This window comes from Streptomyces sp. a15 (assembly GCF_059026085.1).
The window spans coordinates 1-25,484 of sequence record NZ_JBWLKM010000004.1; the positions used below are offsets into that span (position 1 = coordinate 1).

26 protein-coding genes and 1 pseudogene are annotated in these 25,484 nt (G+C 69.5%); 6 read left to right on the forward strand and 21 right to left on the reverse strand.

Going from position 1 to position 25,484, the window contains the following annotated elements:
* The first annotated feature begins 47 nt into the window (after nucleotides 1-47).
* The 5 genes from AC5P09_RS06000 (at nucleotide 48) to AC5P09_RS06020 (ending at nucleotide 5,060) form a co-directional block, all read left to right on the forward strand.
* Nucleotides 48-865, forward strand: a protein-coding gene (locus tag AC5P09_RS06000) for an IS5 family transposase (RefSeq protein WP_493872787.1) whose coding sequence is annotated in 2 segments (ribosomal slippage) — nucleotides 48-390 and nucleotides 390-865 — 819 coding nt in all. Because the reading frame shifts where the segments join, the coding sequence is not laid out codon by codon here.
* Between the two features lie 99 nt (nucleotides 866-964).
* Nucleotides 965-2,077 carry a preATP grasp domain-containing protein gene (locus AC5P09_RS06005; RefSeq protein WP_493872788.1) on the forward strand — a complete coding sequence of 371 codons (1,113 nt, stop codon included), beginning with the start codon at nucleotides 965-967 and terminating at the stop codon, nucleotides 2,075-2,077.
* Nucleotides 2,078-2,091: 14 nt separating this feature from the next.
* Nucleotides 2,092-2,262, forward strand: a complete 171-nt coding sequence (locus AC5P09_RS06010) for a peptide ligase PGM1-related protein (protein ID WP_493872997.1) — start codon at nucleotides 2,092-2,094, stop codon at nucleotides 2,260-2,262.
* Between the two features lie 4 nt (nucleotides 2,263-2,266).
* Entirely contained in the window at nucleotides 2,267-3,445 is a 1,179-nt protein-coding gene (locus AC5P09_RS06015; RefSeq protein WP_493872789.1) for a MalY/PatB family protein, read from the forward strand.
* 460 nt (nucleotides 3,446-3,905) lie between these two features.
* A complete protein-coding gene (locus AC5P09_RS06020) occupies nucleotides 3,906-5,060 on the forward strand; it encodes an acyl-CoA dehydrogenase family protein (protein ID WP_249954427.1) in 1,155 nt (384 codons plus the stop codon).
* 189 nt (nucleotides 5,061-5,249) lie between these two features.
* Here the strand turns inward: AC5P09_RS06020 and AC5P09_RS06025 are convergent, their stop codons facing one another.
* The 11 genes and pseudogenes from AC5P09_RS06025 to AC5P09_RS06075 form a co-directional block, all read right to left on the reverse strand.
* A complete protein-coding gene (locus AC5P09_RS06025; RefSeq protein WP_468185370.1) occupies nucleotides 5,250-6,002 on the reverse strand; it encodes a large ATP-binding protein in 753 nt (250 codons plus the stop codon).
* On the reverse strand, nucleotides 5,999-6,664 hold the full coding sequence (locus tag AC5P09_RS06030) for a hypothetical protein (RefSeq protein WP_493872790.1): 666 nt from the start codon (nucleotides 6,662-6,664) through the stop codon (nucleotides 5,999-6,001). Before AC5P09_RS06030 ends, AC5P09_RS06025 begins: the two co-directional genes overlap by 4 nt.
* The gene (locus tag AC5P09_RS06035; protein WP_493872791.1) at nucleotides 6,661-7,137 is read right to left on the reverse strand and encodes a hypothetical protein; all 477 of its coding nucleotides are present in this window, start codon (nucleotides 7,135-7,137) and stop codon (nucleotides 6,661-6,663) included. The genes AC5P09_RS06030 and AC5P09_RS06035 overlap by 4 nt, the downstream gene beginning before the upstream one ends.
* Nucleotides 7,134-7,913, reverse strand: a complete 780-nt coding sequence (locus tag AC5P09_RS06040; protein ID WP_493872792.1) for a glycosyl hydrolase — start codon at nucleotides 7,911-7,913, stop codon at nucleotides 7,134-7,136. The genes AC5P09_RS06035 and AC5P09_RS06040 overlap by 4 nt, the downstream gene beginning before the upstream one ends.
* Nucleotides 7,910-8,509, reverse strand: a complete 600-nt coding sequence (locus tag AC5P09_RS06045) for a DUF4913 domain-containing protein (protein WP_459658120.1) — start codon at nucleotides 8,507-8,509, stop codon at nucleotides 7,910-7,912. Before AC5P09_RS06045 ends, AC5P09_RS06040 begins: the two co-directional genes overlap by 4 nt.
* A gap of 93 nt (nucleotides 8,510-8,602) precedes the next feature.
* Complete coding sequence (locus tag AC5P09_RS06050; RefSeq protein WP_493872998.1) at nucleotides 8,603-9,499, reverse strand: DNA cytosine methyltransferase; 897 nt, start codon at nucleotides 9,497-9,499, stop codon at nucleotides 8,603-8,605.
* A gap of 121 nt (nucleotides 9,500-9,620) precedes the next feature.
* A pseudogene (locus tag AC5P09_RS06055) lies at nucleotides 9,621-9,887 on the reverse strand (hypothetical protein); the annotation flags it as partial.
* On the reverse strand, nucleotides 9,884-11,056 hold the full coding sequence (locus tag AC5P09_RS06060) for a DnaB-like helicase N-terminal domain-containing protein (RefSeq protein ID WP_493872793.1): 1,173 nt from the start codon (nucleotides 11,054-11,056) through the stop codon (nucleotides 9,884-9,886). The gene AC5P09_RS06060 and the pseudogene AC5P09_RS06055, both read right to left, overlap by 4 nt.
* Nucleotides 11,053-11,283 (reverse strand): hypothetical protein, encoded by a 231-nt coding sequence (locus tag AC5P09_RS06065; protein WP_493872794.1) that lies wholly within the window; start codon nucleotides 11,281-11,283, stop codon nucleotides 11,053-11,055. Before AC5P09_RS06065 ends, AC5P09_RS06060 begins: the two co-directional genes overlap by 4 nt.
* Nucleotides 11,280-13,067: a type IV secretory system conjugative DNA transfer family protein gene (locus AC5P09_RS06070; RefSeq protein WP_493872795.1), complete on the reverse strand. Its 1,788-nt coding sequence runs from the start codon at nucleotides 13,065-13,067 to the stop codon at nucleotides 11,280-11,282. The genes AC5P09_RS06065 and AC5P09_RS06070 overlap by 4 nt, the downstream gene beginning before the upstream one ends.
* Nucleotides 13,068-13,236: 169 nt before the next feature.
* On the reverse strand, nucleotides 13,237-13,962 hold the full coding sequence (locus AC5P09_RS06075; protein WP_493872796.1) for a hypothetical protein: 726 nt from the start codon (nucleotides 13,960-13,962) through the stop codon (nucleotides 13,237-13,239).
* Between the two features lie 492 nt (nucleotides 13,963-14,454).
* On the opposite strand from AC5P09_RS06075, the gene AC5P09_RS06080 reads away from it, so the two are divergent.
* Entirely contained in the window at nucleotides 14,455-15,384 is a 930-nt protein-coding gene (locus AC5P09_RS06080; protein ID WP_398918065.1) for a hypothetical protein, read from the forward strand.
* Between the two features lie 82 nt (nucleotides 15,385-15,466).
* Here the strand turns inward: AC5P09_RS06080 and AC5P09_RS06085 are convergent, their stop codons facing one another.
* The 10 genes from AC5P09_RS06085 to AC5P09_RS06130 all read right to left on the reverse strand — a co-directional run bounded on the left by AC5P09_RS06085 (nucleotide 15,467) and on the right by AC5P09_RS06130 (nucleotide 25,011).
* Nucleotides 15,467-16,228 carry a hypothetical protein gene (locus AC5P09_RS06085; protein ID WP_493872797.1) on the reverse strand — a complete coding sequence of 254 codons (762 nt, stop codon included), beginning with the start codon at nucleotides 16,226-16,228 and terminating at the stop codon, nucleotides 15,467-15,469.
* A gap of 97 nt (nucleotides 16,229-16,325) precedes the next feature.
* Nucleotides 16,326-16,889 (reverse strand): hypothetical protein, encoded by a 564-nt coding sequence (locus tag AC5P09_RS06090; protein WP_493872798.1) that lies wholly within the window; start codon nucleotides 16,887-16,889, stop codon nucleotides 16,326-16,328.
* A 129-nt stretch (nucleotides 16,890-17,018) separates the two neighbouring features.
* Entirely contained in the window at nucleotides 17,019-17,714 is a 696-nt protein-coding gene (locus AC5P09_RS06095; protein WP_493872799.1) for a hypothetical protein, read from the reverse strand.
* A gap of 32 nt (nucleotides 17,715-17,746) precedes the next feature.
* Nucleotides 17,747-19,252 (reverse strand): putative type IV secretion/conjugal transfer ATPase, encoded by a 1,506-nt coding sequence (locus AC5P09_RS06100; protein WP_493872800.1) that lies wholly within the window; start codon nucleotides 19,250-19,252, stop codon nucleotides 17,747-17,749.
* Between the two features lie 26 nt (nucleotides 19,253-19,278).
* Nucleotides 19,279-19,731, reverse strand: a complete 453-nt coding sequence (locus tag AC5P09_RS06105) for a DUF6238 family protein (protein WP_493872801.1) — start codon at nucleotides 19,729-19,731, stop codon at nucleotides 19,279-19,281.
* A 25-nt stretch (nucleotides 19,732-19,756) separates the two neighbouring features.
* Nucleotides 19,757-21,223, reverse strand: a complete 1,467-nt coding sequence (locus AC5P09_RS06110) for an SCO6880 family protein (RefSeq protein WP_311309635.1) — start codon at nucleotides 21,221-21,223, stop codon at nucleotides 19,757-19,759.
* Between the two features lie 133 nt (nucleotides 21,224-21,356).
* Nucleotides 21,357-22,766, reverse strand: a complete 1,410-nt coding sequence (locus tag AC5P09_RS06115) for an SCO6881 family protein (protein ID WP_493872802.1) — start codon at nucleotides 22,764-22,766, stop codon at nucleotides 21,357-21,359.
* Nucleotides 22,767-22,794: 28 nt separating this feature from the next.
* Nucleotides 22,795-23,475 (reverse strand): hypothetical protein, encoded by a 681-nt coding sequence (locus AC5P09_RS06120; protein WP_493872803.1) that lies wholly within the window; start codon nucleotides 23,473-23,475, stop codon nucleotides 22,795-22,797.
* A complete protein-coding gene (locus AC5P09_RS06125) occupies nucleotides 23,475-23,783 on the reverse strand; it encodes a DUF6112 family protein (protein WP_011029048.1) in 309 nt (102 codons plus the stop codon). Before AC5P09_RS06125 ends, AC5P09_RS06120 begins: the two co-directional genes overlap by 1 nt.
* 82 nt (nucleotides 23,784-23,865) lie before the next feature.
* Nucleotides 23,866-25,011 carry a C40 family peptidase gene (locus AC5P09_RS06130; RefSeq protein ID WP_493872804.1) on the reverse strand — a complete coding sequence of 382 codons (1,146 nt, stop codon included), beginning with the start codon at nucleotides 25,009-25,011 and terminating at the stop codon, nucleotides 23,866-23,868.
* Nucleotides 25,012-25,484: the final 473 nt, after the last annotated feature.

Below are 25,484 nucleotides of genomic sequence, written 5' to 3' on the forward strand. Positions count from 1 at the left end.
GGTTGTCTCACGTGGTGATGGTGTGAACTGCGGCATGATGTCTCTTCATGAGTGCCGATCTGTCGCGGCGGCTGGTTCCTGACGGTTTGTGGGATCTGGTCGCGCCGTTGCTGCCGTCGTTCAGCTCTCGCCCGCAGGGCGGTGGAACGGCGCCGTTGGATGAGCGGGCCGTGTTCACGGCAGTGGTGTATGTGCTGACCAGCGGGTGCGCGTGGAGGTATCTGCCGGAGACGTTCGGGGTGTCGCCCGCGACGGCGCATCGCCGGTTCACGGCATGGACCGGGGCCGGGCTGTGGCGGCGTCTGCACCGGGCGGTCCTGGACGAACTCGGCGCCCGGGGTGAACTCGACTGGACGTCCGCGATCGTCGATGCCGCGTCGGTGCGGGCGAAAAGGGGGGCTCGCTGACCGGGCCGAACCCGGTCGATCGCGGCAAGAAGGGCAGCAAGCTGCACGTGCTGTCCGAGGCTCAGGGCATTCCGCTCACCGTGACCGTGTCCGGCGCGAACATGCACGACAGTCTGGCCCTCAAGCCGCTGATCCGCGGCATCCCCGCCATCCGCTCCCGACGCGGCCCCCGTCGGCGCCGCCCGGTCAAACTCCGCGCCGACAAGGCGTACTTCTCCGCCGCCCACCTGACCTGGCTGCGTGAACGAGGGCTGGTCCCACGTATCGCGCGACCGGGCATCGAGTCCGGCGAACGACTTGGCCGGCACCGCTGGAAGATCGAGCGGTCCATCGCCTGGCTCTTCGGCTACCGCCGCCTCACCGTCCGATACGAACGAAAGGGCTCCCACTTCCTCGCCTTCCTCGGCCTGGCCGCCGCCCTCACCTGCTACAAGAAGCTCGCAAAACTCACCACGTGAGACAACCTCTCAGAGGACTGGACGACGATGCCTAAAATTGTGTTGGCCAATTTTCGCGCCGACTACGCCGAGAACGTTCGATCCGCTTCGGGGTTTCCCGTGGGAACCAAGACGGGAGGGGACACCAGCTGCCGCTTCCTGTGGCACGCGTCCGAGGGCGACGTACTGGTCGTTCCGGACTCCGTGGGCCCTGAACACATCAAGCACTACAGTGCGCTGGCCGGGGTGGACGGGAGCCGCATCAACGTGGTGCCCGTGGACCATCTGCTGTCGGACAGCGCCCTGACCGACGAGGCATTCGTGTCCCGCCTGCGCCCGTTCGTCGGTACAGACCCGGCACAGTGGTCGCTGTTCCCCTGCGTATTCACCAAGGGCGTGGCCGAACTCGCTGACGCTCTGGGCCTCGCACCGGCCGCCGGGAGCGGATTCGCCGACCAGAACGGCGTGGACATGCTCAACCTGAAGTCCACGTTCCGCAGGCTTGCTGCCGGAGCAGGCGTTCCCCTTCCCCCGGGAAACGTTGTCCGGTCTTCCGGCGAACTCGCCAGGGCGATCACCGCAAACGTGGCCGAGACCGGCATGGCGATCGTGAAGCAGGACCGCAGTGGCGGTGGCCACGGCAACGTCGGTCTTACCACCCTCCAGGGCGCCTCGCTGCCGGGAACCCGGTACTCCCGGTTCATCGGCTCCGTAGACGTCGAAGCCCTCGCCCTCGAGCTGTGGGACGAACTCTCCGACGAATCCAACTCCCTGCTCGTGGTCGAGAGCTACCAGGAAGCACGTAAGCGCTTCTACCTGGAGTTCTTCATATCCGACGAGGACGTCACGTTCCTCAACGGCGGGATGATCCGCTACTCGCCCGAGAGTAGTGGCACGGAGGCGAACGAATCCGCGTCCGAGAGCCCGCGGTGGGTCGGCCTCGACCTGCAGCTGCACCTCGGCAACCGGGCGCCCACACCGAAGTGGTGGGCCACGCCCGGACCTTCCTCGACCTGGTCCGGCAAATCGGCTATCGGGGACACGTCAACATTGACGGCCTGGTCACCGTGGCCGGTCACATCTACTTCCACGAGATCAACGCCCGCTGGGGCGGAAGCCTCGTCTACCACGAGGTTGGGGACAGACTGCTCGGCCACGGCTACGCCGACCACGGCCTGGTCTCCTCGGCCCTCGGCACGGATCCTGTCCCCTTCGAACAGCTGGTTTCGCTGATCGACGAGTCGCGCCTGGCGTTCGACCCGGACACCCGGACGGGCGTCGTGCCGATGGCGGGCAATTCCGACCTGGGAGGCGGCACTGAGTCCGTGGTCCTCGGGCGCGACGCCGCTGAGGTCCGTGACCTCAAGGGCCGGCTGAGCGCATGTATCGCTGGCCGTGCCCGGACCGAGGGAGCCTGAGCTCATGCCGGTCGAGTTCGACGCGGATTCGTTCAAGCCTGCGGAACTCAAGTGGACTGAACAGGGCCCCGCGAACATTGGCCTCGGGGTCGCCGAGATGGACTTCGGCACCGCGCCTGTCGTCGTCGACGCTGTCCACGACGCGCTGCGGTCCGGTGTGCACGGTTATCTGTCGCCGGCCCGGTCACTGGCTACACGTGTCGCGAGCGCCCAGTGGCAGAAGTCCCGCTACGGGTGGTCGGTGGACCCCGAAATGGTCCGGCTGGTGCCAGACGTCGTCACCGCGTTGTTCCGGATCATGACGGAGTACATCAACCCCGAGTGGCCGGTAATGGTCATGACGCCGGCGTATCCGAAGTTCTTCAAAATCGCCGATGCCCTGGGCCGCCGGAGCATTGGCGTGGAGCTGCTCCGGGAACCCTCCGCCTTCACACTCGACCTGGAGCGTGTAGAGGGCCATCTGAAGACCGAGGGCCCGTGTCTCGTCGTCCTGTGCAACCCGCACAATCCGACAGGGTCCGTTCTGAAGGAGGGTGAGCTAGTACAGCTGGCGGAGCTGGTGCGCAGGCACGGCGGCATGGTGATCAGTGACGAGGTCCATGCCCCGTTGGCCTACCCCTCCGCCACGCACCTCCCCTTCGCCTCGCTGCCTGGTGAATCAGCGTCGAGCATCACTTTCACGATCACCTCGGCGTCCAAGGCATGGAACATCTCCGGCATCAAGTGTGCAGAAGTGATCCTGCCGCACCGGAACGCCGTGGCAGCATGGGATGGCTCCGAGATGCTGCGCTCGACGTCGAACTCAACCTCCACCCTGGGGGCTGTCGCGGCGATGGCCGCGTATCTCGACGGCGCAGAGTGGCTGGATTCGGTGATCGACTATCTAGCCGGAAACCGCGACGTCGTCAGCCTCTTCGCCCGCACCGAGCTGCCCGTCATCGGCTACGTCGAGCCAGAGGCTTCGTACCTGTCGTGGCTGGAACTGCCTGAGTGGCTCGGCCAGGGCAACGCAGGCCCTGCGGAGTTCATCTCGCGGGCAGCCAGAGTGTCGGCCATGGAGGGTGCCGACTTCGGGCCGGTCAGCAAGGACTTCGTCCGGCTGGGCTTCGCAACCTCATGGCCCGTTCTCCTCCAGGCGCTCGACCGGATAGCCGACGCGATAAAGGGAGGCCCGGTGAAGTAACCCGACGCCGCGAGCTTCGGGCGCAGCGGCACCCCCGCTACGCACAGGGAACGACCGCCCCTCTCCCGCGTCCACGCCTGCCGCGCCGCGGGCCCGGCGAGGACGCAGCCGGGCGCTCGTGACGGGGGCGGGTCAAGAGACCGCTGGGCATCCCGCTACAGGCCGGCGAAGAGCGTATTCGCGCGGCGGCGGCCGCCCGGATCGGCTGTCGGGGGCCCCGCAGCCGCGCTCCGAGCGCCACACGGAACCTGGCCATGCCTGGAGAACGAAGGGATAGAACAATCAGCGAAGACAGGGCTAGCGAGACAGACGTGACCGCGCAGACCACCAGCAAAAGAGCCTGGGCGACGGTCGCGGTTCTCTGCGTGTGATGTCGAGCTGCTGCAGCGGGCCGGCCGACTCCCTCACATGCAGCACTTATGTAGTGACCAAACCTTGCAAGTCGCAAATGAGGAGAAGAATGGACCACCATCTGTCCCCCGAGCACGAGGAACTCCGCAGCACGATCGAGGCGTTCGCGCACGACGTCGTTGCCCCCAAGATCGGCGACTACTACGAGCGCCACGAGTTCCCGTACGAGATCGTCCGCGAGATGGGCCGCATGGGCCTGTTCGGCCTGCCCTTCCCCGAGGAGTACGGCGGCATGGGCGGTGACTATCTCGCGCTCGGCATCGCGCTCGAAGAGCTGGCGCGGGTCGACTCCTCCGTGGCGATCACACTGGAAGCGGGTGTCTCGCTGGGCGCCATGCCGATACACCTCTTCGGCACGGACGAGCAGAAGCAGGAGTGGCTGCCCCGGCTCTGTTCCGGTGAACTGCTCGGTGCCTTCGGTCTGACCGAGCCGGACGGCGGCTCGGACGCGGGCGGCACCCGCACGACCGCGGTGCGGGACGGCGATGAGTGGGTGATCAACGGCTCCAAGTGCTTCATCACCAACTCCGGTACGGACATCACGGGCCTGGTCACGGTCACCGCCGTCACCGGCCGCAAGCCGGACGGCCGTCCGCTGATCTCCTCGATCATCGTGCCGTCGGGGACGCCCGGGTTCACGGTCGCGGCGCCGTACTCGAAGGTCGGCTGGAACGCCTCGGACACGCGCGAGCTCTCCTTCTCGGACGTGCGGGTCCCGGCGGCGAACCTCCTCGGTGAAGAGGGTCGAGGATATGCCCAGTTCCTCCGGATTCTCGACGAGGGCCGGGTCGCCATCTCCGCGCTAGCGACGGGTCTCGCGCAGGGTTGCGTGGACGAGTCCGTGAAGTACGCCAAGGAGCGGCACGCCTTCGGGAAGCCGATCGGGGCGAACCAAGCGATTCAGTTCAAGATCGCCGACATGGAGATGCGGGCGCACATGGCGCGGGTCGGCTGGCGGGACGCGGCGTCGCGCCTCATCGGCGGGGAGCCCTTCAAGAAGGAGGCGGCGATCGCGAAGCTCTACTCCTCCACGGTCGCCGTCGACAACGCCCGCGAGGCCACGCAGATCCACGGCGGCTACGGCTTCATGAACGAGTATCCGGTGGCCCGGATGTGGCGGGACTCCAAGATCCTGGAGATCGGCGAGGGCACCAGCGAGGTGCAGCGCATGCTGATCGCCAGGGAGCTGGGCTTCGTCGGGTGACGCCGACCCCCGGGGTTCCATTCACGTCGCCTTCGCCAACGGGAGCGGCAACGATCAGTAGTTAGATGGGGGCTTCGGTCCGGGGTTGAACAGGAGTACTGGAAAGTGCTCCTGTTTCGCCCCTTCCTCGGCGGGCGGACGCCGTCTGCGGACAGTGGCAGCGGGGCCAAGGGGCGCTGGTGGCGGTCCCTAGTGCTCTGACCGCATGGGTTCGCCGGGTTGGCGGTCGTGGCGGTTGGATGTGCGGTGACGCAGGTCGGCTTCCCCCTGCGCAGTGAGCGAGAGGAGCTGGCCGGGCCGGTACACGTTCTCGGTGATGTCCTGATGCAGTAGCCCGTCGGCGACCAGCCGCTGCACGGTCTGCGGGAAGACCGCCGGGTCCTGCCACTGGGCCCTCTCCCGCGAGATGTACGGGTCCTCGCCGATCGCGTTGCGGCGAAAGCGAACACCTCCGGCCGCAACCACTCCGAGGGCTACCAGCCCGCGCTCCCCGGCAACGGCCCAGTCGTCGTCCCGGTGGGGCCTCGTCTCCTGGCCCGGCCCATGGCTCTTGTTGCTCGCGTGTTGAGCAGGCTCCGGCGAGGAAAGAAGCCGGCGGTAGGCGGACAGGGACTCGACGAGCTGGCTGTATGCCCGGTCCTGCTGGGCCAGGCCGTCTCCGAGGTCCGGTAGAGCTGTTTGCAGCAGCGCGTACGACACCTGGGCTCGGCCGACTTCACCGCGACCAGTGCCTTCGAGCAGCCGCTGAGCGCGCTGGACCGCGTTGAGCACGCTCTCGTGTCGCTCGTCCAGCGCCGCTGCGGCTTCGATGACGCGTGTAGCGGCCTGGTGCAGCGGCTCCTCCGGACCATGTGCGAGGGCGTGCACGCTGACATCCCCGACACCGAGCACTTCGACGACGAGATAAGGCCCAGGGTGTGTGTCTGCGTCGTACGGGTTCACTCCGTCGTCTCCATCCGGGCGAGCAGGGAGCGGACCAGAGCGGGCAGGCTCCCGGGATCGTTGTCGAGCCGAGGGCGGTCGCTCAATTCGCTGAGGAGATCGGCGTCATCGAGCAGGCCGCTGGAGATCTCCATGCAGGCGTCGGTGATCCGGGCGGCGGCGAGCAGCGACTGGGAGAGAACCTCGACGTAGTCGTCCGGCGCGAGGCCGGCGGCCTCGGCTGCGTTGCGGACCGCCTCCAACTCAAGTGCGTTGAAGGCGAAGTCGAACTCGTCGTCCCGCTCAGTACCACCGGGCGCGGCGGCGATCGGGGCGCGTGGCTCCGTGGGTATGCCCACGCGGGTACAGATCTCGTCGACCGAGGAGGTCAGCTCGGCGAACGACTCGGTGAGCCACCCCAGCGCGGAGGCGTAGGAGGCCAGAGCGAACAGGCCCGCCGAACCAGCAGGGCGTGGCTCTATGGCCACGAAGCCCTCGAACCGGTCGTTCAGCTCGGTGATCACGCGGGGCCCAGCGGCCAGCGGACCCAAGACGGGATGCAGGTAGGAGCGGGCGGCGGCCGTCGGGTACTCGGCGGCAGGGATGCCGCCGACGTTCTGAGCGGCCTCGGTGAGGAGATCCGCCAGTTCTGAACGGGTCCGCGCAGTACGGTCGTTGGTCATCGATGGGTGGCCTTTCGAGAAGCAGTGGCCGAGGGCGGCGCTGGTGACGGGGCAGCCGCGCGGCCCGTTGTCGGCCGTTCGGTGGTGAGCGTCGAGCGAGACCGGGCGGCCTGCACGCGGGCCTCCGTGGCGGAGTCCGGGCCGACCCCTTGCTGGGGCTCGGTCCGTAGGTGGGCCGCGCGGTAGACCGCGTAGTCCTTCCGGCTGCCAGCCGCCACGAGGTAGATCTCGCGCTTGTGGGTCGAGGTCGGTGGCGCTTGGCGGAACTGGATGACCAGCCGGTAAGAGACCTCCGGGTCGACGTACACCTTGTGGAAGCCGGCGAGGCGGCCCTTCAACGGCAAGCAGTCGTCGCTTCCGTGGACCAGGTTCTGCAGCTCCAGCAAGGCCAAATCGCGCATCTCAGAGGGGAGTTCCCGCAGGTCGGCGATGGCGTCAGGGTGCGCGGCGAAGGCGAAGCGGGCACGGCTCACAGCAGCCTCCCCTGGACCGCACGCTGGACCGGTGCCGCCGCTGTCGCACGGGGCGCGTCGAGCCCGGTCTGCGGTGTCGGAGAGGTGCCGGCGGACCGGGAAAGAGCGATGCGGGCGATGCGGGCCCGGACGACAGCACCGTTGTGGTCGCTGTACTCCGGAGGCTCGGGCAGCGGTTCACTGCGCTCGTCCAGCCAGGTCTGGGCGACGCCGACGTCGGGGAAGGCGCCTTCGCGCATCGTGTACGTGCCGGCACCGTGGTTCCACTCCTCGTAGAAGAGGTGAACCGGTGCCTGGGTGGCCTGGGAGTCGTTGACGAGTGTCCACGCCTCGCTGGGGTTGTCGTCAGAGGTGTAGGTGTCGAGGACCTCGTAGCGGGTGCCCGACTTCTGGATCTGCTGTTCCACCTGGAGGGTGAGGTCGTCGGCGGGCTCGATGTAGTCGCCACCGTGCAGTGCGATCCGTTCGAGCGGGCAGCCGCGTTCTGCCAGCCAGTTCTGTGCGAAGGACGCCGTGGCGTGGTGACTCGTCTCGAACGTGAACGTGGACTGCCGCAGATCCCGAGCGACCGCGATCGCAACGAGCTGTGGCTCGCCGGGTATCCCCCAGGTGACCGATCGGTCGTGGGCGAGGACGAAGCTGTGCGAACCGTTGGGTGTGGTGTGGTGCTGGGACAGCACCGTCAGGTCGCCAGCCCAGAGAGCCTCCATCGCCTCCTCGGAGTCGTCGTCGACCGGCGAGAGATCGTCGAGGCCGAAGTCGAGAACGTCGTTCACGCCGCCACCCCCGCCTGCTCGGGCGCCGGGGTGGCCAGCACCCGGTGATTGGGGCGAGTTGCGCTGGTCGTGCAGGCCGCGAACGGTCCGTCGGGCGCACGCAGGTGCGCCAGGGTCTGGTCCAGGTGGTCGCGGTGCCAGGTCGAGGGGCCGGACAGGCCGGCCTCCGTGTCGGTGAACTGCTGCCAGGCGAGCCAGAGTGCGTGGAGCCGGGCGACGGCCTCGGGGTGTTCGTGCCAGTGCGCGCACCAGGGACGGCTCGTGCTGATCTCCCGGCCGTACACCGGCAGGAAGAGGTAGTTCACCCAGTCGCTGAGGGCAGCGAGTTCGACGGCGTACTCCTTGCCGCCCAGGGCGAGGATGAACACCGAGGCGGGGCCGTCGGGCTTCTTCCCGTCAGCCGCCTCGGCTTCCGGAGCGCCGTCCGGCGGCTGGATGGCGCCGGGGTCGGGCTCGGAGCCGAGGCGGTCGAGGATGACGCCGTGCTGCCTGACCTCGGCCATGGTCTTGGCGAGGGTGCTGGCGAGGTCGTCGAGGTCTGCGTCGGGGACGCGGTACGGCTCGGGGCCGGGGGAGGTCGGGCTGGTGTCGGTCATGGGGGTGTGCTCCATCTGTGAGACGGCGACATGCCCGAGAGGATCCGGAGAATCAGCGGTTTGGTCCGGCCGGAAAATCGCGGTAGTGGAGCGCTATCGGTCGGCGCAGCGGGGACAGCGGGGGAAGGGTGGTGCCAGCAACTGCAAGGCGTGCGAAGCCTGTTGTGGGACGACGCCGTTGCCGAGCGCGGTGAGCTGCGCCGGACGGCCGAGCCCCGGAGTCGCGGTGACCCAGCCGGCGTCGAGGCCCTGCATCCACTCCACGAAGTCCGCGCGGAGCCGACCGGCCGCGTCTGTGGGGGCCGGGGCCGGGCGGGTGAGGCTCTCCCATCGGGTGATGGCGGATCCGTACGCTCCCCATCGCCGGTCCGCGCCCCCGCCTCCGGCGTCTCCTCCGCCCAGAGGGGCAGGACCACCGCCGACAAGGGAGGCCGCCATCCCTTCCCGGGGCGGCGGCCCGGGGTGCCCGTGTCGCTGGCCCTCGGCGTCGGCAACAGAGACGCAGCCGCGCTGGGCAGGGTCATGTCGCCATTGCCGTGCCGCTGGTTCGGCGAGCCCTTGATTCCGTCCGACGCCTTCGGGGTCGGCAGCAGCAGCCACTCGACCTCGTCGGCCAGGTTCGGACCGTGCCCCCCGCTCTTCCGCTTCGATGGATGCTGGCTGCCGCCGTTCTTCCCGATGTTGCTGGTCGGCGTCTTCAGCAGGGTGCCCGGCGGGCCAGGCGGCGAGGAAGATCCGCTCGCGGCGGTGCGGGGCCCCGACGTCGGAGGCGCGAAGCACCAGCCACTTCGCGTCGTACCCGAGGTCGGCCAGGGATCCGAGTACGGCACCGAGTGCCCGCAGAGCAGGCTGACCTGCGGTGTCTCCCAGACACCACGGGCAGGGTTCCACGTCGCCAGGGGAACCGGCGGGGGAGGTGAGGAGGCCGCGCACATTCTCGATCACAACCAGGCAGGGTCGGAGGGCTGCGACCGCACGGGCGACGTGCAGCCAGAGCCCGGAGCGGGTCTGGGCGTTGAGTCCGGCCCGGCGGCCGGCGACCGAGACGTCTTTGACAGGGGAAGCCGGCCGTCAGGACGCACACCCGGGGGACGGTGCACCAGTCGACGGCGGTGATATCGCCCAGGTTCGGGACGCCGGGCCAGTGGCGGGCCAGGATGCGTGAGGCGTTCGGGTCGACCTCGGCGTGCCAGGCGAGCGTGCCGCCGAGCGCGGACTGCACGCCCAGGTCGAGGCCGCCGTACCCCGAGCAGAGAGACCCGATCAAGGGGGTGGCGAGGCTCGGGGCCGTGACGCGTAGGTCCGGCGCGGCTGCGGAGATGGGGTAGATCAAGGCGAGTTCCAGAGGCAGAAGAGGCTGGTGGGGAGGGGGTCTCACGGGTGGCCGCGCGAGGGTGGTCGGGCTGCTGACTGCGTGGGGAGACGGCTGGCCGGGGCTGGGGGTGACGCGCCTGGGCGTGGTGTGCTGCGGGCGCGGGCGGCCTTCACTCGGTCGGGCGGCGGCTCGGCCGTCGGCGGCGCGGATGCCGTGGCCTTCGGAGCCGGACTGCTGTTCGCGGTGACCCAGCGGGCACGTACCTCGTCGAGCGGACCGAGTTCGTGCAGGGCGTGGTTGATCAGCCGACCGGGCCCCAGAACCTCGTCCTGGGCCAGAGTCCGGATGGCTCGCGCGGAGGCGGCGGCGGTGCGGGTGACGGAGGAGCGCATCACCCGCTGTCCGAACCAGTCAGCGCTTCCGGGGACCATGCCTTCGCAGACGGCGGCCAGCTGCTCGCTCGACACAGTGCCGTCAGCCAGCAGACCGCGTCGCTGGGCCTCCCAGAGCAGGGTGATCCGGTCGATTGGTTCGCCTCGGTGGTGCAGCGCGCCCAGGCACCGGTAGAGCTGCCCGTGGGTAGGGTCGGCGAAGTCTCCCGGCCGCAGCCAGGCCACCACCTCGCCCATGGCCCCCGGCTGTTCGGCGAGGACCGCCAGGAGGAACCGCTCGTCCTTGGCGACTTGGCTGCTCTGCGCCGGAGGCGGGATGTCCGTGGCGGCAGAGCGCCCAGCGGTGGGTGGGACCGGTCGAGGGTCGGTTCCCCAGCGTCGTGCAAGGTCGGTGAGTACGCCGGTCAGGACGTCCGCCGTACGCAAGGCTCCCTCGACCTCGCCTTGGACGGCGTCGGCCCGAGCCGCTTGGTGGAGACGGATCGCGTGCTGGGCGACGGTGCGGTGAATCGCCCCCTCCAGCACCATGCGTCCGTACACCGGGGCGTGCTCGGTTCGGGGACACGCCTGGATCAGGGTGTGGGCGTACGCCGCGGTCAGCCCGCGCACGTGCTGTCCGGCCTCCTCGACCGCGTCGGTCACCCACGACAGCGGCAACGGACCATCGGCCGAGAGCGCGGGATGCCCGTCGTTGCGCAGCTTGCGGAGGGCGGCGAACAGCGCTTGGTGGACGGGCCGATAGAAGTGGTCCGCAGCGAGCCACTCCAGGTGCGTGAGCTGCTCGGGGTCGAGGAGTGCGGCACCGAGGACCGCCTGCTCGGCACTCATCAGTGGGTTCACCGCCGGCCTCCGGGATCAACGCAGGACGCCTCGTCCTGCCGGATGAGGAGGCTGGTGACTGCCTGGTCGGCAGCGGCCATCGACAGCGCGAAGTCGTCCAGGACGGCGGTGAAGGCGGGATCGGAGGCGGGGACCGAGTCGGCCCCGCCGTCAAGCCACCACCAGCCACCGCGCAGGACGACCGGAGCGTGGGCCAACCGCCCTTGCTGTGGTGTGGGCGCGCTCATGCCGACAGTCCAAGATCGTCCTGGTCGATGCTTTTCGCGAGGGCGCGCTCGGTGATGGCCTTCGTGGCGCGGGCGGAAGCCGGGCCGACCACCTTGGCGGAGGGCTCCTTGTACCAGGGCTTGAGGTTGAGCATGGCGACCCGGATGCCGGTGGCCAGCAGCAGAACCTTGCCCTTGGGTAGGGCGCGGATGGCGTCCGGCGGAAGGATCCGCTCCGTGCGCATGCTCACCGAGGTGGACTTGCCGCCCTCGCTGGTCGACACCGAGGTGGTCTGGACGTCGTGATCGCCGACCTGACGGCTGAGCCGGTCGGCGAAGTCCGCGTCATCGATGCCAGATCCGATGATCTTGATGGTGGCGGCGGAGTACAGGGCGTCCATACCGGCCTCGCCCCAGCACCGCTGGCCCTGACGGTAGGACTGCAGGATCGTCATCGGGATGACGCCTCGGCTGCCCAGGTGGCTGTAGAGATCAGGGAGGTCCGAGATGCGGCAGACGTTCGCCGCCTCGTCGAGGACGCACAGGGCGGGCGGGTCGAGTCGCCCGCCGGAGCGCTCGGCCACGATCACGGCCGCGCGCATCACGGCGTCGGCCGCTGCCGCGATGATCGCGGACGCGCTGCCGCCGCCGTCCTTGCTCAGCAGGTACAAGGTGTCACGGGACGTGGCGAAGGCGAACGGCTGGAACTCGGGAAGGTCGTCGTTGGGGGTGACCCAGGCGGCGACGTCCGGGTCGAGCAGGCAGCTCGCGTACTGCCTCGCGGTCTCATAGATGCCGTCGCGCGTTTCGGTCGCGCCGGAGACGGTGCCCTGGAGCTGGGCGGCGACCGCATGGTGGCCCGCGTCGGTGAGCAGGTCCACCGGGGTGCGGTCGGCCGGCATCGCGAGCCAGGCCAGGACGTCGGTGATCGGCCGCCGGTGGGACGCGGCGGCGAGGAAGAGGGCACCGAGGGTGTTGCTCGCGGCGGTGGACCAGAAGTCGGAGCCGCTGGACTCGTCCACGCTCGCGGTCACGAAGTGCCCCGCCAACCTCTTAGCCCCGGCGAGATCGCGGGCGTCAGCGAGAATGTCCCACCACATCCCGCGCGGGTGGTGGGCGATCTGCTGCGGATCGAGGGTCCAGATCGTGCCGACCTCGGCACGGACGTCCACCGTGGTGGTGAAGGCGTCGTTCGCGGCTTTGTTACTGGTGAGCAGGACCGGGCCCGGTGCCGAGAGGATCGCGGGGATCGCCAGCCCGGACGTCTTGCCGGAACGTGGGGCCATGATCGCGACGATCACGTCCTCCCAGGACGCGCGGACCTCCGCACGACCGGGATCGAGGGTGCCGAGCAGGATGCCGCGGTCAGCGGGCAGGACCTCTTTACTCTCCCGGCCGCCCAGGCTCGGGCGCAGGCTCTTCGCCTTGGCGACGATCTCCTTGTCCAGCAGCGGCGCCAGGTCCGCCTTGCGGGCGAGGCCGGACTTGGACCCGGCATGCCAGCGCATCCACAGCACGGCAGCGGTGACGACCAGGGCAACGGTGAACAGGGCGGGGACGACGCGGGCGCCGATCATCAGCATGCTGGTGCTCAAGGCCGGCCACAGCACCTCCGGGTGCAGCAGCGCGTCCGTTACGCGGAAGGGGGCCCATGTCCCGCTCCCGACGAAGGTGTTGGTGAGATTTCCGGTCAGCCAGGCCAGGGAGCCGAAGGCCATGGCGGCGCCGAGGATGCCGAACAGGAGGTAGAGGAGCGCGTCCGACCCGGTGGTGGTCGAGGGCGCGCTGGTGCGCGGGGAAGGCACGGCAATTCCTTAGGTGTGCGAGCGGGCGGGGGCTAAGCGGGCTCGGCTCTCGTGCACCTCATGGGGGTACTCCTGGACGTCGGAAGCGGCACGTTTCAGCGGGTCGGCTGGCAGAACGAGGCGCTGGGAGAGGTGCTGCGGTGACCGGCGGCGAAGAGAGCGGCCAGGGTCACCGTCGGGGGGCTGAGGCGCGCGGCGGGTGACCCGCCGTGGTGTGCGGCGGCATCTGGGAACTGGACGCCGAGGAGACCTTGGCCTGGTTCGCCGCAGGAGAAGTGGTCAGAGTGGCACCACGGTGATCACGGACGGTCCGTGCTGCCGAGTAACTCGTCGAATAGGCGCCGACGCGGCGTAGCTCGGCCTCGGAATCGACGAGTTCAGACTGGGCTGAGCTGACGAACTCCGAGGCGAAGCCGAACCGGTCGGCGAGCGCATACGCGTCGTCGTCCAGGTCGTTGACCTGTTCTCCCGCTGCTTCCAGCGCCTCCCGGACACGCTCCAGCGCACCGTGCTCGGGGTGAAGGAGGTGGTCAACTGCCCGCTGAAGGCTGGCTCCGTCTTCGGCCGCACGGATCTGGTCCGTGATGCTGAGAAGTTCGGCTCCGGCGGCGTAGGGCCCCAGCGCATGCACCGGAGGGCTCATCCGGGCCGTGTCGAGAGACGGCGGAAGGGTGACGTCATAGCGAGCGGCTCGAAGCATCTCGGCCGCATGGCTGGCGATGGCGACCTGGTCGGCGAGCGGAGTGGTGGTGGGCAGGCGATGGCGTCGGCCGTGCCAGTCGTCGATCTGCTTGAAACCGGCATGACGGAGGAGCTGCGCGGAGAGGTCATCAGTAGCGCCCTTGGCAACGACGCTGCCGCTGAACTCGGACGTGATGGTGATCGAGGTAGGCACGGAAGTCTCCGGGGCAGAGGGAGCGAAGGACCCGTTGGAGGTGGGCCAGTGGGCAGAGCGTCCGGCAAATCCGGCGTTTGGTCCGGCCGAGAATCGCTGGTAGAGGCCGCACGGTGGCGGTCAGCCGGGTGCCCCGCCGCAGCAGGGCACCCGGTCGGTCAGAAGAAGGGATTCTCTGTCGGCCGGTCGGCCCCGGTGGCGGCTCGGAGCAGTTCGGTGAGGTCTTCGGGCTCGGACGACCTCTGGTCTATCCACCACCCGGCACGGGTCACCGTACGAGCGTTCTCCTCGATCTCCGCCCACTCCGCTTCGCTGGTCGTGCCCTGCTCGGGATCAGCATCGAGACCGCCACAGCCTGGACGAAGTTCGGCGGCAACTGGACTCGATACGCGGCAGAACTCCCCGACTGGCCTCATCCGCGGACGTGATCTTCAAGCCCTTGATCAAGAAACCCGGTGCCTCACCGGCACCAGGGGTCCTAGGGTCCAATGCATGGATGCTGAACGACTTCAGGTCTCTTCGCAGAGATGGATGGCAGCGGCTCTTGCTGCGTTCTCCCACGGCTCGGAGTCGTACGACTTCGCGGTCCACCATGCCGGGATCGCCGCCGAGCACCTACTGAAGGCATTCCTCGTCTCTTTGCACCCGAGTCTGGTGGTCGAGGGGAAGGACTTCGACTCCCTTCTGCACGCCGCTGGGCAGGGCGGACATGCTTCTGCACCAATCACCAAGGTCAAGACAATTGGGCTGGTCGAGGCACACTCCCGCACCTACCGGATCCTCCGGAACAAGATCCCCATTAGCCAGCAGGACCTGATTCCCCTAGCCAACGCACGAAATGGAGTCGCGCACAGCGGCCTCCACGAGGTCACGGACGTCCGCACCGTCTTCACCACCTGCCTGCGCTTGCTAGACCCGCTCCTGGTTGAGCTGAACATCTCTCCCGCCGCCTACTGGGGCCCCTACCAGGATCTTCATGACGAACTGATCCGAGAGCGGATACAGGACACGACCCTTCAGCTGCAGCAGAAGCTTGCTCAAGCCCGAACCACGTTCGAGCACCGCTTCGGACACCTCGGCCCTCAGGAGCGCATCGCGGTCTTGGCCGCCGCGACCCGCCGTCCCGCTCGGGCAAGGGACTGCGTCGAGAAACCCTGCCCCGCGTGTCATTCGAGGGCGTGGTTGCACGGCACCACCATGCTCAACGAGGAGACGAAGCTAGCCCGATTCACCCCTGGCACCTTCTGGTGCCTTGCCTGTGACCTACAAGTCCAAGGCGAAGAGCTCCAGGAACTGGGAGATCTTGGGAAGGAGACGCTGGTGGAGACGAACCGCCGAGTCTTCCTCGGCTTCGAACCTGAGACCCAGAAAATCCCTGAGGAAGACTGGGAGCCCGACGAGGACTTCCTCAGAGGTCGCTAGCTCCTCGGCAGAGGCGTTCATCAAGCTGCGTTAGCCGCAGTTACCAATAACGGCCATGGAAGGGCCTCCTTGAGGAGTTGGATCAGCGGTCACGGGAGTACGCGACGCGGGGGTCAACCGGCCGGACCGCCGGTGTGGTGACGGCGGCGGGGACCGGTGCCCTGCCCGGGATACCGGCACACGCCGGGCTGGCGGCGAGCGCGGCGGCGCGCAACGGAGACGCGCGAGCGGGACCACGGACGCGCTCACGGTCGGCGGTCGGCGTGGCAGCAGGGCGGGGCCGAGCCGTCACCTCTTGAGCGAGGCGGGGCTGCACTGCGACCTGGAGCCCCGAACGGTGCAGGGCCACCGTGGCGTCGGCGACTTTCCCTAGCGCCTCGACGCGATCGGTGGTCGCGGGGAGCGTGTAGATGTCCAGGCTCGAGTTGTGCCGCCAGCCGTCCTCCACCAGCGCGAGCCCGCTGAGGCCGGAGACACGGTCGTCGAGGGCTGCAACGATGCCGAGCTGCGGGTGATCGGCGAAGGCGACGTCTGGTTCACCGAGCGGACCGCGGTCGCGTACCTGTGCCGTTTCGGGCGCCAGCGCAGGGTCAAGTGCGACGTCCACATCGACCTGGTAGCCGGCCTTGCGCAGCAGCTCGATGGCCCGGCTCGTACGGCCGTGTCCGTCACGGTTCTGGTCGGCCAGCGCGTACAACGTCGGCTGGTCGGGGACGGGATGGAAGTCGAATCCCTTGAGCATCCAGGTGCTGGCCGCGAGGTTCTTCGGGTTCGCGGCGACGATGCCGTGGACGGGGTGGTGGCCGAAGGCCAGGTCGGGCAGCACGTCGTAGTGGCTGGGCATGGCAGATCCATCCGAGGCGGGTGCGGTTACAGGTGCGGGCGGCGGGCGGATCAGTTCTGAGGGTGCGGTGCACGGAGGACTCCTGGATCGAGGTCGGTCAGAGCCGGGGAGCGGATGAGGAACTGGCCGACGGCGGCGCGGCCCGCGCGGAAGACTCCGGCGGCGGACCGGTCGGGAGCACGCGCTGGCCGACCGACGGCGAAGAGGCGAGAGCGACACTCGCCCGGGATGGAGCGGAGTCGGGCGGGAGCACGGTGGCGGCGCGCGCCTTGCCGGAACGTTCCTGCTCCTGGCGTGGCGGTACGCCAAGCTGGTCCAGGCAGGCGTCGACAGCGGAGAGGAGGTCCGGCACGCTGCCGCCGTGGCACGCATGCGGACCGTCCGGCTCGGAGTCGTAGATCACCTCGTAGACGGCAGGCTCGACGGACCGGTGGCGGGTGACCATCCAGCTTTCCGGGGACTCGGGGTGCTCGGAGGGTGGCTCCTGCGGCGGCGAGATGATCAGTGAACTGCCGTCGGGAAGCTCGGCGTGGACGATGTAGTCGCTGAGGCCGTACTCGACGGTGCCCTCCAGGCCGCGCTGCCCGAGCGCGGAACAGAGGGCAGCCTGAAGGCGACGCGGATCGGACGTGGCGGTCGGGGGCGGGGTTTCGTGGTGCATGGAGTTCTCCGTTGCGAACACCCCGCCGCACGGCGGGAGCCGACGGGGCGTGGAGCTTGAAGGAGTGCGGTGGTCCATGAGGATCCGGTGATCGGGCGGTTTGGCGCTGCCGTGACTGCGTGCTAGCGATCACCGCGAGCGACCGGGAGCCGACGGATGCGATGCCGGCGGGACCTGGGGCGAAGCAGGTGATCCGGCAGGGGCGTTGTGCGTCGAGCGGGTCAGGGCGACGCGAGCCCGCTCGGTCTGCGCCGGCCGTTCGGTGTCCGCCCGGTGAACTAGGTATTCGCCGACGCGCACCAACGCCGGTCCCTTAGAACCCAGTTCGTGTGAGTAGTGCCAGCCTTCGGTGTTGCGGTGCTCCTCGGCACGCTCCTGGTAGAGGTGGAGCACGCTCGGCTGCGAACCGTCCATAAGCGCCATGACGCCGTCCCATTCGTGCCGCAGCTCCTCCGCCCGGAACAGGATGGTGTCGATCCCGCGTATCCGACGGAGGTCGTCACTGATCGGCCCCTCGACGTAGTCGGGGCCGTCGGCGGCGGCGCGGACCCCGGCCAGCACCTCGGGTCCGTGGTTGAGGAACACCTCGGCGTGCTTCCACGCTTCGGCGTCCCGCTTGACCTTCCCGTCCCCGTAGACCTTGTCGTCCAGCGGCCAGCCGTCCGCGTCGCAGAGGGAGTCCGAAACCGCATCCCAGGCGTCGCACGCCTCGTTGATCCCGGCGGCGGCCGAGGCCAACGCCGGGAGGTGCCGTCGCCACGCCAAAGGGTCGGTGGTCCGCGACGGCTGGTTGTCACCGGAGGAAGGAGTGGAAGAAGCAGACATGATCGATTCCCGTTGCTGTGCTGGTCGTTGGGCTAGGCCGCCATGCGGGCGTCTGTGTCGAACAGCTCCCGCTCGGTCGGGTGGAGGATGTGCTGGGTGATGAACGAGCGGCCGGCGACCTTCCACAGACCTCGGCCCTTGGTCAGGGCGGACACCGCCTGGGTCTCGACGCCGGTCAGGCCGAGCAGAGATGCAGCGGCGGCGAGCTGGTCGGGCTCCTGGCGGTAGATGATGCGCGTGCTGCAGTCCGCGAGGAGCCCCTCGGCAAGGACACGGCCGCGCGACCCGGCGTCGCCCGCCGAGAGCAAATCGCTGAGGCGGTGGATCACCATCAGGTTCGCGATGCCCAGCCCTCGGGAGAGCTTCCACTGGCTCTGCATCCGCTCCAGCAGCCCGACGTGCCGCATCAGCCGCCACGCCTCGTCGTAGATCACCCAGCGTCGACCACCATCGGGATCACTGAGGGCTGACTCCATCCACGCGCTCGCGCACGTCATCGCGAGCACCAGTGCCGTGTCGTCACCGGAGCCGCCGAGACGGGAGAGATCGATGGACAGCATCGGTGTGGTCGGGTCGAACGACACGGTGCTCGGCGCGTCGAACATGCCGCTCAAGTCGCCGTGCACGAGACGTCGCAAGGCATGGGCGAGGTCCTGGGCGGCTGAACCGAGGTGCCCCGCTTGGTGGCCGAGGGCCTGGTCGAGGCGTTCGGGGGAGCCGAGTACGTGCGCGATCGCGCCGAGCAGCGGCACCGTGCCCCGGGCGGCGGCGTCAGCGACGACCAGATCCAGGGCCAGGTCGAGGGCGGTGTGCTCCATCGGCAGCAGGTCGCGCTTCAGGACGGTGCGGGCGAGGCTGGCCAGCAGCAGCAGACGGCGCTTGCGAACTTCCGTGAACCAGTCCTCTTCGCTCACGGAGGCGGGGCGGGCCGGAGCGTCCAGCGGGTTCAACCGGCCGGGGAGCCCCGGGCCCAGGGCGATGCTGTAGCCGCCGAGGGCTTGCGAGACACCGGTCCACTCCCCCTTGGGATCGCAGGGGATGTAGATCCGGTAGCCGTGGGCGATCGACCGGGTGGCGATCGACTTCGCCAGCGCGGACTTGCCCATGCCGATGATGCCGGCCAGGACCGCGTTGGGGTTGGTGAAGCCCTCCACCCTGCCGCTGTTGTAGAGCGAGAACGGGTCGAAGCAGAAGGCCGCCTCCGCGTGCACATCGCGGCCGATGAACACCCCTTCGGCGCCCAGGCCGCCCTCGGCCACGAACGGGTATGCGCCGCTGGCTGTGGCGGTGGTCATCCGGTGGGCGGGCAGGGCGAGCTTGCCGCCGCGGGCGGAGGCCGGACCCGGGCGACCGGCGAGCGGGTAGGTGGGCCGCAGATCCGGGTCGAGGGTCTGCTCGGCGCGGTGCTTGGGCGGGTTTCCGACGAGGCGTGCCTGGCGGCGGGCTTCGGTGAAGCCGGCTCGGGCGGCCCGCTGTTCGGCGCGTGTCGTCTTACGGGGCACGAACAGAGGGGAGGCGCTGGCGCGGGTACGGGGCATGAGCGTTTCTCCAGATGAGGGGCGGGTCAGCGGCGGACGAGGCCGGTGAACGGGGCGTGCAGGTCGGCCGGGGTGGTGCGCCGCCGGACGAGATGAGCGGTGCGCTGATGGCGCTGGCAGATGGTCAGTCCCGGTGCTCCCTCCGGAAGGCCGGCCTGGCACGCCTCGGGTGCGGGGATCTCTCCGGAGTTTGGCCGGGGCGCCGCGTGGTAGGCGGTGTGGAGGTGCTCGGCGGCCTGCCAGATGCGGGTGCGGGCGGTACGGAGCTGGTCGCCCTCGACCGCGACGAGCTGCCCGGTGCGTCCGGTGTGGGCGTCGAGCAGCCCGTACAGCGCGACGAGGTGGGCGTGCAGGGTGTCCAGCTCGGCCCGGCTGGTGACCAGCGGGCCGCCCGGGATGTTGAGCGCCCGGTGGAAGTCGAGCGCGGCGGTGGCGAAGGGCACGAAGTCCTGCGCGGTCGGGCTGGCGGTGCGGGACATGAGGGTGCTCTTTCGAAGGGAAGGGTCAGGCAGCGAGCGCGAGCGGCAGGGCGGCGGCGGTGAACGCCTCGGCCTGCTGCCAGGTCAGCGGCCGGAGATCGAGCTGGGCGCCGACAGCGGCGGTCTCCACGACGGCGCAGGCGGTGCGCAGCTCGTCCTCGGTGTCGGCCGAGACGGTCAGCAGACCGGTCAGGGCGACGTCGGCGTGCCCGGCGATGAGCTGGCGTTCGCGGGACTTGATGTCCTGGTACTCGATCGAGTCCGCCTCGGAGTCGACCTGGCCGCGCCGGGCCCGTTCGGCGGCGTCGGCGATCACGCTGGACTTCTTGCGCTGCACGTCGCGCAGGGCGGCGTCGAGGTTCTTCGGCTCGTAGGAGAGCGACAGCGTGCGCCGGACGCCGCCGGTGAACAGGAGCTGGTGCAGGAAGCCGGCGCTGGTCTCGGTGCGCGGCCAGTTCTCCACCCAGTAGGTGGCGTGCACGGCGGAGTCGGTGGCGATGTGGTCCGCCTTCTCGACGACCACGACGGGGCCGGCGGCGGCGGGCTCGGCCTCGGGGCGACCGGCCGTGGACCAGCGGTCGAGTGTCGCCAGCGCCTTCGGGTCGTAGGAGGTGCGCACCACGGCGGCGATCTCGCGGGCGGTGAGCCAGCCCGTCGGGGTGAGACCGGCGGTCCGCGCCGCCTGGTCGAACGTGGAGGTGAGCTGGGCGAGGACGCTGAAGGCACCGGTGAGACCGCCGCCAGCCTGGTTGATCAGCCGACGGGCCGCCTTGGTGTCCAGGGACACCGCGACGTACGCCTCGTGCGGGGCGGCTGCGGGACCGGCGCTCTGGATCAGCTCGTTGTAGATCGCGCCGGCCATCGGGGTGTCGGGGCGGCCGTGCTCTTCCCAATAGCGGCGCAGCGCGTCGCCGGAGTCGGGGATGGTGCGCTCGATCACCTGGATGCGGGCGATCTGCCCGGTACGGGCGAGAGCTGCCAGCGCGCGTCCCCAGCCGCCGACGTTGGCCTGCTGGGTGCCGGGGTCGAGCAGGGCGTAGGCGCGGGAGGAGACCTTGACCACCGCGGTCAGCGTCCCGGTGTGCGGGTTGTGGACGGCGCCGTACTTGCCGTCGGGAGCAGTGGTCACGCGCAGGCTGGCAGCGGTGCCGGGAAGGTGGAGCAGGCCCTCGCGGGTCGGCCGGCGGGACGGCCGGGTGAGCCAGACGAGCTGGCCTCGCATCCGGCGCAGCGCGTACCGAACGACGATCGGGGCCCAGTCCGCCAGAGCACGGCCTCGGTGGCGGACGAAGACGAGCAGGGCGATCACGGCCCACAGGGGGATGAGCTGGAGGGCGCCGACCACACCGCGGGCGAGGATCACGGCGAGAAGGAGAAGGCCGGTGAGCCCGGCGACGGCCAACTGCGGGACGGACAGGCCGAGCAGGACGCCGCGCCTGCTGCGGTGCGGGAACTTCACGGTGGGCGTGGAGGACTGGTGCTTGCCGGACATGGTGGTTCCAGACGGTGGGAGCGGGCGGAGGACGGGGCGCGCGGCGCTCTTCTGGACGTCATGGCGAAATTTTCCTGCTGGTGGGGGGGCGGGGGCGGGCCGTGGAGTGCGTCCCGCCCCCGGGGGATGTGGGTCAGGAACCCGACGGCGGCTGGGTGGGATACACCCAGTTCGTCGGCGTCGCGGAGCCGGTGGCCGACGGTCCGGACGCGGACGCCGGAGTGCCCGAGGCCGAAGGTCCGGGGTCGGCTGGCGGCATGGAGGTCATGTCGCCGCCCGGAGCCGATGCGGCTGCGAGGTGACCGGAGCCGCCCGCGACGCCTTGGGCAGTCGATTCGGGCCCTTCCGGTTCGTCCTCGCCAGGACGTGTGATCAGTGGCGGGATCCCGGGGCGACGGATCAGAGCCCGGCCCTTGTCGCCGCTCGCGTCCGGGTCTTCGCCGTACCGGAAGCGGGTCTGCTGCTTGGGCGGCCCGGCGTCGATGCCCTCCTTGCTGAGGTTGCCGCCGGAGGGGTTGATGCCGGAGGCGACGCCATTGGTGCCCGCGCCCGGGACCTGGTTCGGACCCTGCGGAGCGGGGGCGCCGGTACCGGCCCGCAGTGCGAGGCTGCCTGCGGTCTTCGCGGCTCCTGCGGCGACCGCCATGCCGGCGACACCGGTGCGGTGCATGTCGTCGTGGCCGCCGCCGTCGCTGGCCCAGTGGACGAACTTGTACGTCGCGTAGGGGCAGAGCAGCACCAGGACCATCACGACGATGCCGGCCATCGCGTCGGACAGGGCCGCCATTCCGTCGCTGGCGTCGGTCTTGCCCATGGCGGAGACGCCGATCAGGAAGACCACGGTCATCAACAGCTTGGAGACGATCAGGGTGCCGGTGGCCTCGATCCAGCCGCGCCGCCACCGTTTGGCGACTTCCCAGCCGCCGCCCGCCCCTGCGAACACCGCGAGCGCGACCATGATCAGGACGCCGACCTTGCGGGCCACCATCACGCCCCAGTAGAGGAAGGCACCGATCGCGCACCCAAAGGCCACCAGCGCGGGCACACCCCAGCCGAGGCCGTACATGGCCCCCATCTGATCGACCTTGATCACACGGCGGATCGCGTCGTCGATCGAGGTGTTGGCGGCTTTGAAGAGGCCGTCGGACAGCGCGTCCACCACGGTGATGGCGACGGTCGTGAAAGCGATGGCGGAGAAGCTGAAGAGGACTCCGGTCATGGTGCCGAACGCCGCCTTGGCGAGTGCGCGTTCGTCTCGGCGCCAGGCCGCGGTCATGAGCTGGATGCAGAAGATGCCGACGGTCAGGGCGAGGCCGATGGGCAGCAGCAGCTCGTAGTTGTCGCGGAACCACCCGGCGTTGAGGTCGATGGCCGTCGTCTTGTTGACGGCCTTGGCGGCCAGGTCGGCCGCGCTGGACGCCAGCTCGCCTGCCGACTTCGCGATCCACGCGCCGAGACCGTCGGTGACGGTGCCAGCGGGGTTGGTGGCGAAGTCGACAGCGCCGCACACCTTGTCCATCAGCGGGAAGTCGCAGACTGCCATGGGTCGTACCTCCGTTCTGGGGCGAGGGTCAGGGCGCGACGGACGGCATGACGCCGACCAGGACGCAGGAGTGGTTGGGCCGGCACTGGATCGCGAGGGTGGTGGACCGGCTCTCCGCGCCGCCGGCAGCCGAGCCCTTCCAGCGAATCGACTGCTTGCCGGAGACCGTGACGGCGTAGACGTACGCCTGGGTGATCGCCCCGGGGTCGTCCTGGAGGGCCTGGGTAAAGGCATGCGGGAAGTGCCCCTCGTTGATCTTGGCGGTGGCGACCTGTTTGTTGGCCGCCATCTCCTTCCACAGCACGGCCGAGGGGACCGCCTGGTCGACGGAGGCCGGGTCGGCGTACTTCGACTCCGTGGTCAGCCAGCCGCGCAGCGCCTTGCGCAGCTCGGGCTGCGAGTACGCGCGGGTGTCGTACGACCACAGCGCTGCGGCGGCGGCCTTCCCGTACGTGATCGGGTCGTGGGTTTTCGGCGGAACGGGCAGAGCGCGGGGCCGGGTGTGCGGCCCGGACGGTGCCGCGGGCGACGAGGACGCCGTGGGCGAACTCGGCGGTGGGGAAGCAGTATCGGAGGGGCTTCGGCCCTCGCGGGTGAGGTAGGCGGCCAAGCCGGCGAGGGCGACGAGCACCGCCAGGACGGCAGTGCCGAGCAGCGCCCGGCGGCGCACGCGAGATGCGCCGCCGGGGTGGGTGGAGTGCTGAGCCATCAGTGGACCTGCGTCCCGAGCGTCGAGAAGAACGCCACTACACCGTTGGCCGCACCGAGAAGAAGGGCCGCGCCCGCGCTGACCAGCACGCCCTTCTTCCCGTTCGCCTCGGCCTGGTGACCACCGGAGTGGTGACCCCAGGCCCACACGCCCGCACTGACGGCGAGGGCTCCGACCACGGCAATGAGTCCGAACAAGTTGATCGAGCCCATCACCTGCTTGAGGACGTTGAGGCCAGGGAGCCCGCCCTCGTTAGGCTTGATTCCGGGGTCGTAGGCGAGCTGTATGACCTGTTCAGCGAGATACACGGGAACTCCAGTTCGAATGAGCGCACGCCAAAGCCCGGTGAGACGAACCAGCGGTGCGAGGGGAGGAGGGGAGGAGCGCCGGTCAGACGACTCGGCGGGCCGCGAGAATCCGCGATTTCCAGGACGCGACGGTGGTGATCCGGACGACGTCACCGGTGTGCGGGGCGTGGACGATCAGGCCCTGCCCGATCGCCATCCCGACGTGTTCCGGTACGGCGGCCGTCCCCTCGGTGAAGAGGAGGTCGCCCGGCTTGAGGGCATCGACCGAGACAGCCTTGCCGTCCTTGACCTGCGTGTACGTGGTCCGCGTCAGGGTGACTCCGGCGGCCTTGTACGCGCCCTGCATCAGGGAGGAGCAGTCGCAGCGGCCCATCGGGTTCTTGCCGTGGGAGTCGGTGCACGTGCCGCCCCACTGATACGGGGTGCCGAGCTGGCCGAGCGCCCACCGGATCGCCGTCTGTACCTTCGGCGGCGCGGAGGCGGGAATCTTGTACTCCTCCGGCAGTGCACCCGCCGGGATGGTGCCGAAGTCCGTCCCGTCGCCGTCCGCCGAACAACCCCCCGCGGAATCGGGAGATGGGCTGCCGGTCTCGGCAGAGCCGGACGGCGACAGGCTCGGCGATGCGCCGCCGGCCTTCTGCAACAGGGGCTCGATGGCCTTCTGCAGGGCGGTGGCCAGCGGCTCCCATTTGGCGTACGCCTCCGGGAAGCCCGACTTCTGTACCGCCTGGGCGGCCTGGGTGACAGAGAGGGACTGCCAGCCGGAGACCTTCTTGAGCCCCTCGTAGAACTTCGTCGAGGCGTGCACCGGGTCGAGGATCTGGCTGGCCGTACCCCAGCCCATCGACGGCCGCTGCTGGAAGAGACCCAGCGAATCGCGGTCTCCGTAGGTCAGGTTCCGCAGGCCGCTCTCCTGCAGCGCGGTCGCCAAGGCGACGACCTGCCCTCGGGCGGGGATGTTCATCGCGACGCCCGTGGCCTGGATCGTCTTGGCGTTGGGCACCTGGTCGGCAGGCGCGTCCAGCCCCGGCACGGAGACCGAGCCCTTGTCGCCGCCGTCCAGGATGGCCTTCACCTGCTTGGCGACGGCGGAGGTGTCCACACCCTGTGCGCCGTCGGTCGAGCACGAAGCCGAGGCGGTCCCGGCACCGATGCCAAGGATCGGCAGGGCCAGCAGGAGTGGTCCGGTGACGCACAGACCGACGAGGGCTCCCGTCGTCTTCTTCACGGCCGCCGCCGTTCAGCGCGACGGCGGTGCGGACCAGACGACGGAGGTGGGTCGGGGCGCGGGTGTGTCAGGGCATGCTGCATCGCAGCGGCTCCTCGGTGTTCGAAGGAGACGCGGTGCCGACTTCTCGTGCAAAGCCGTCGGCACCGCGCCGATGTGCATCCGCCTCTCGGCGAGCCCGGGTCAGAGGAGTTGGTAGCTCCAGGACGCCGGTTTCAGGTCACACGCGGCAGCCAGCCGCGCTCGTAATCTCAGGCAGTGCACGTGGGCCTCCTCACGGCGCTCGCGGGCAGATGGGCAACATGCCTCCGACGCCGCCCGATTGGACGAGACAGCACCGATAAGCACAGCTCAACGGGGGCGGAGCAGTGCTCCTTCCCGGTGGCACGGCGAGACAGTAGACCGGGATTCCGGCCGCGCCAAACGACTGCCATCCAGGGGCCCGAAGCAGGGAGCCACCTCGTTAGGCGCGG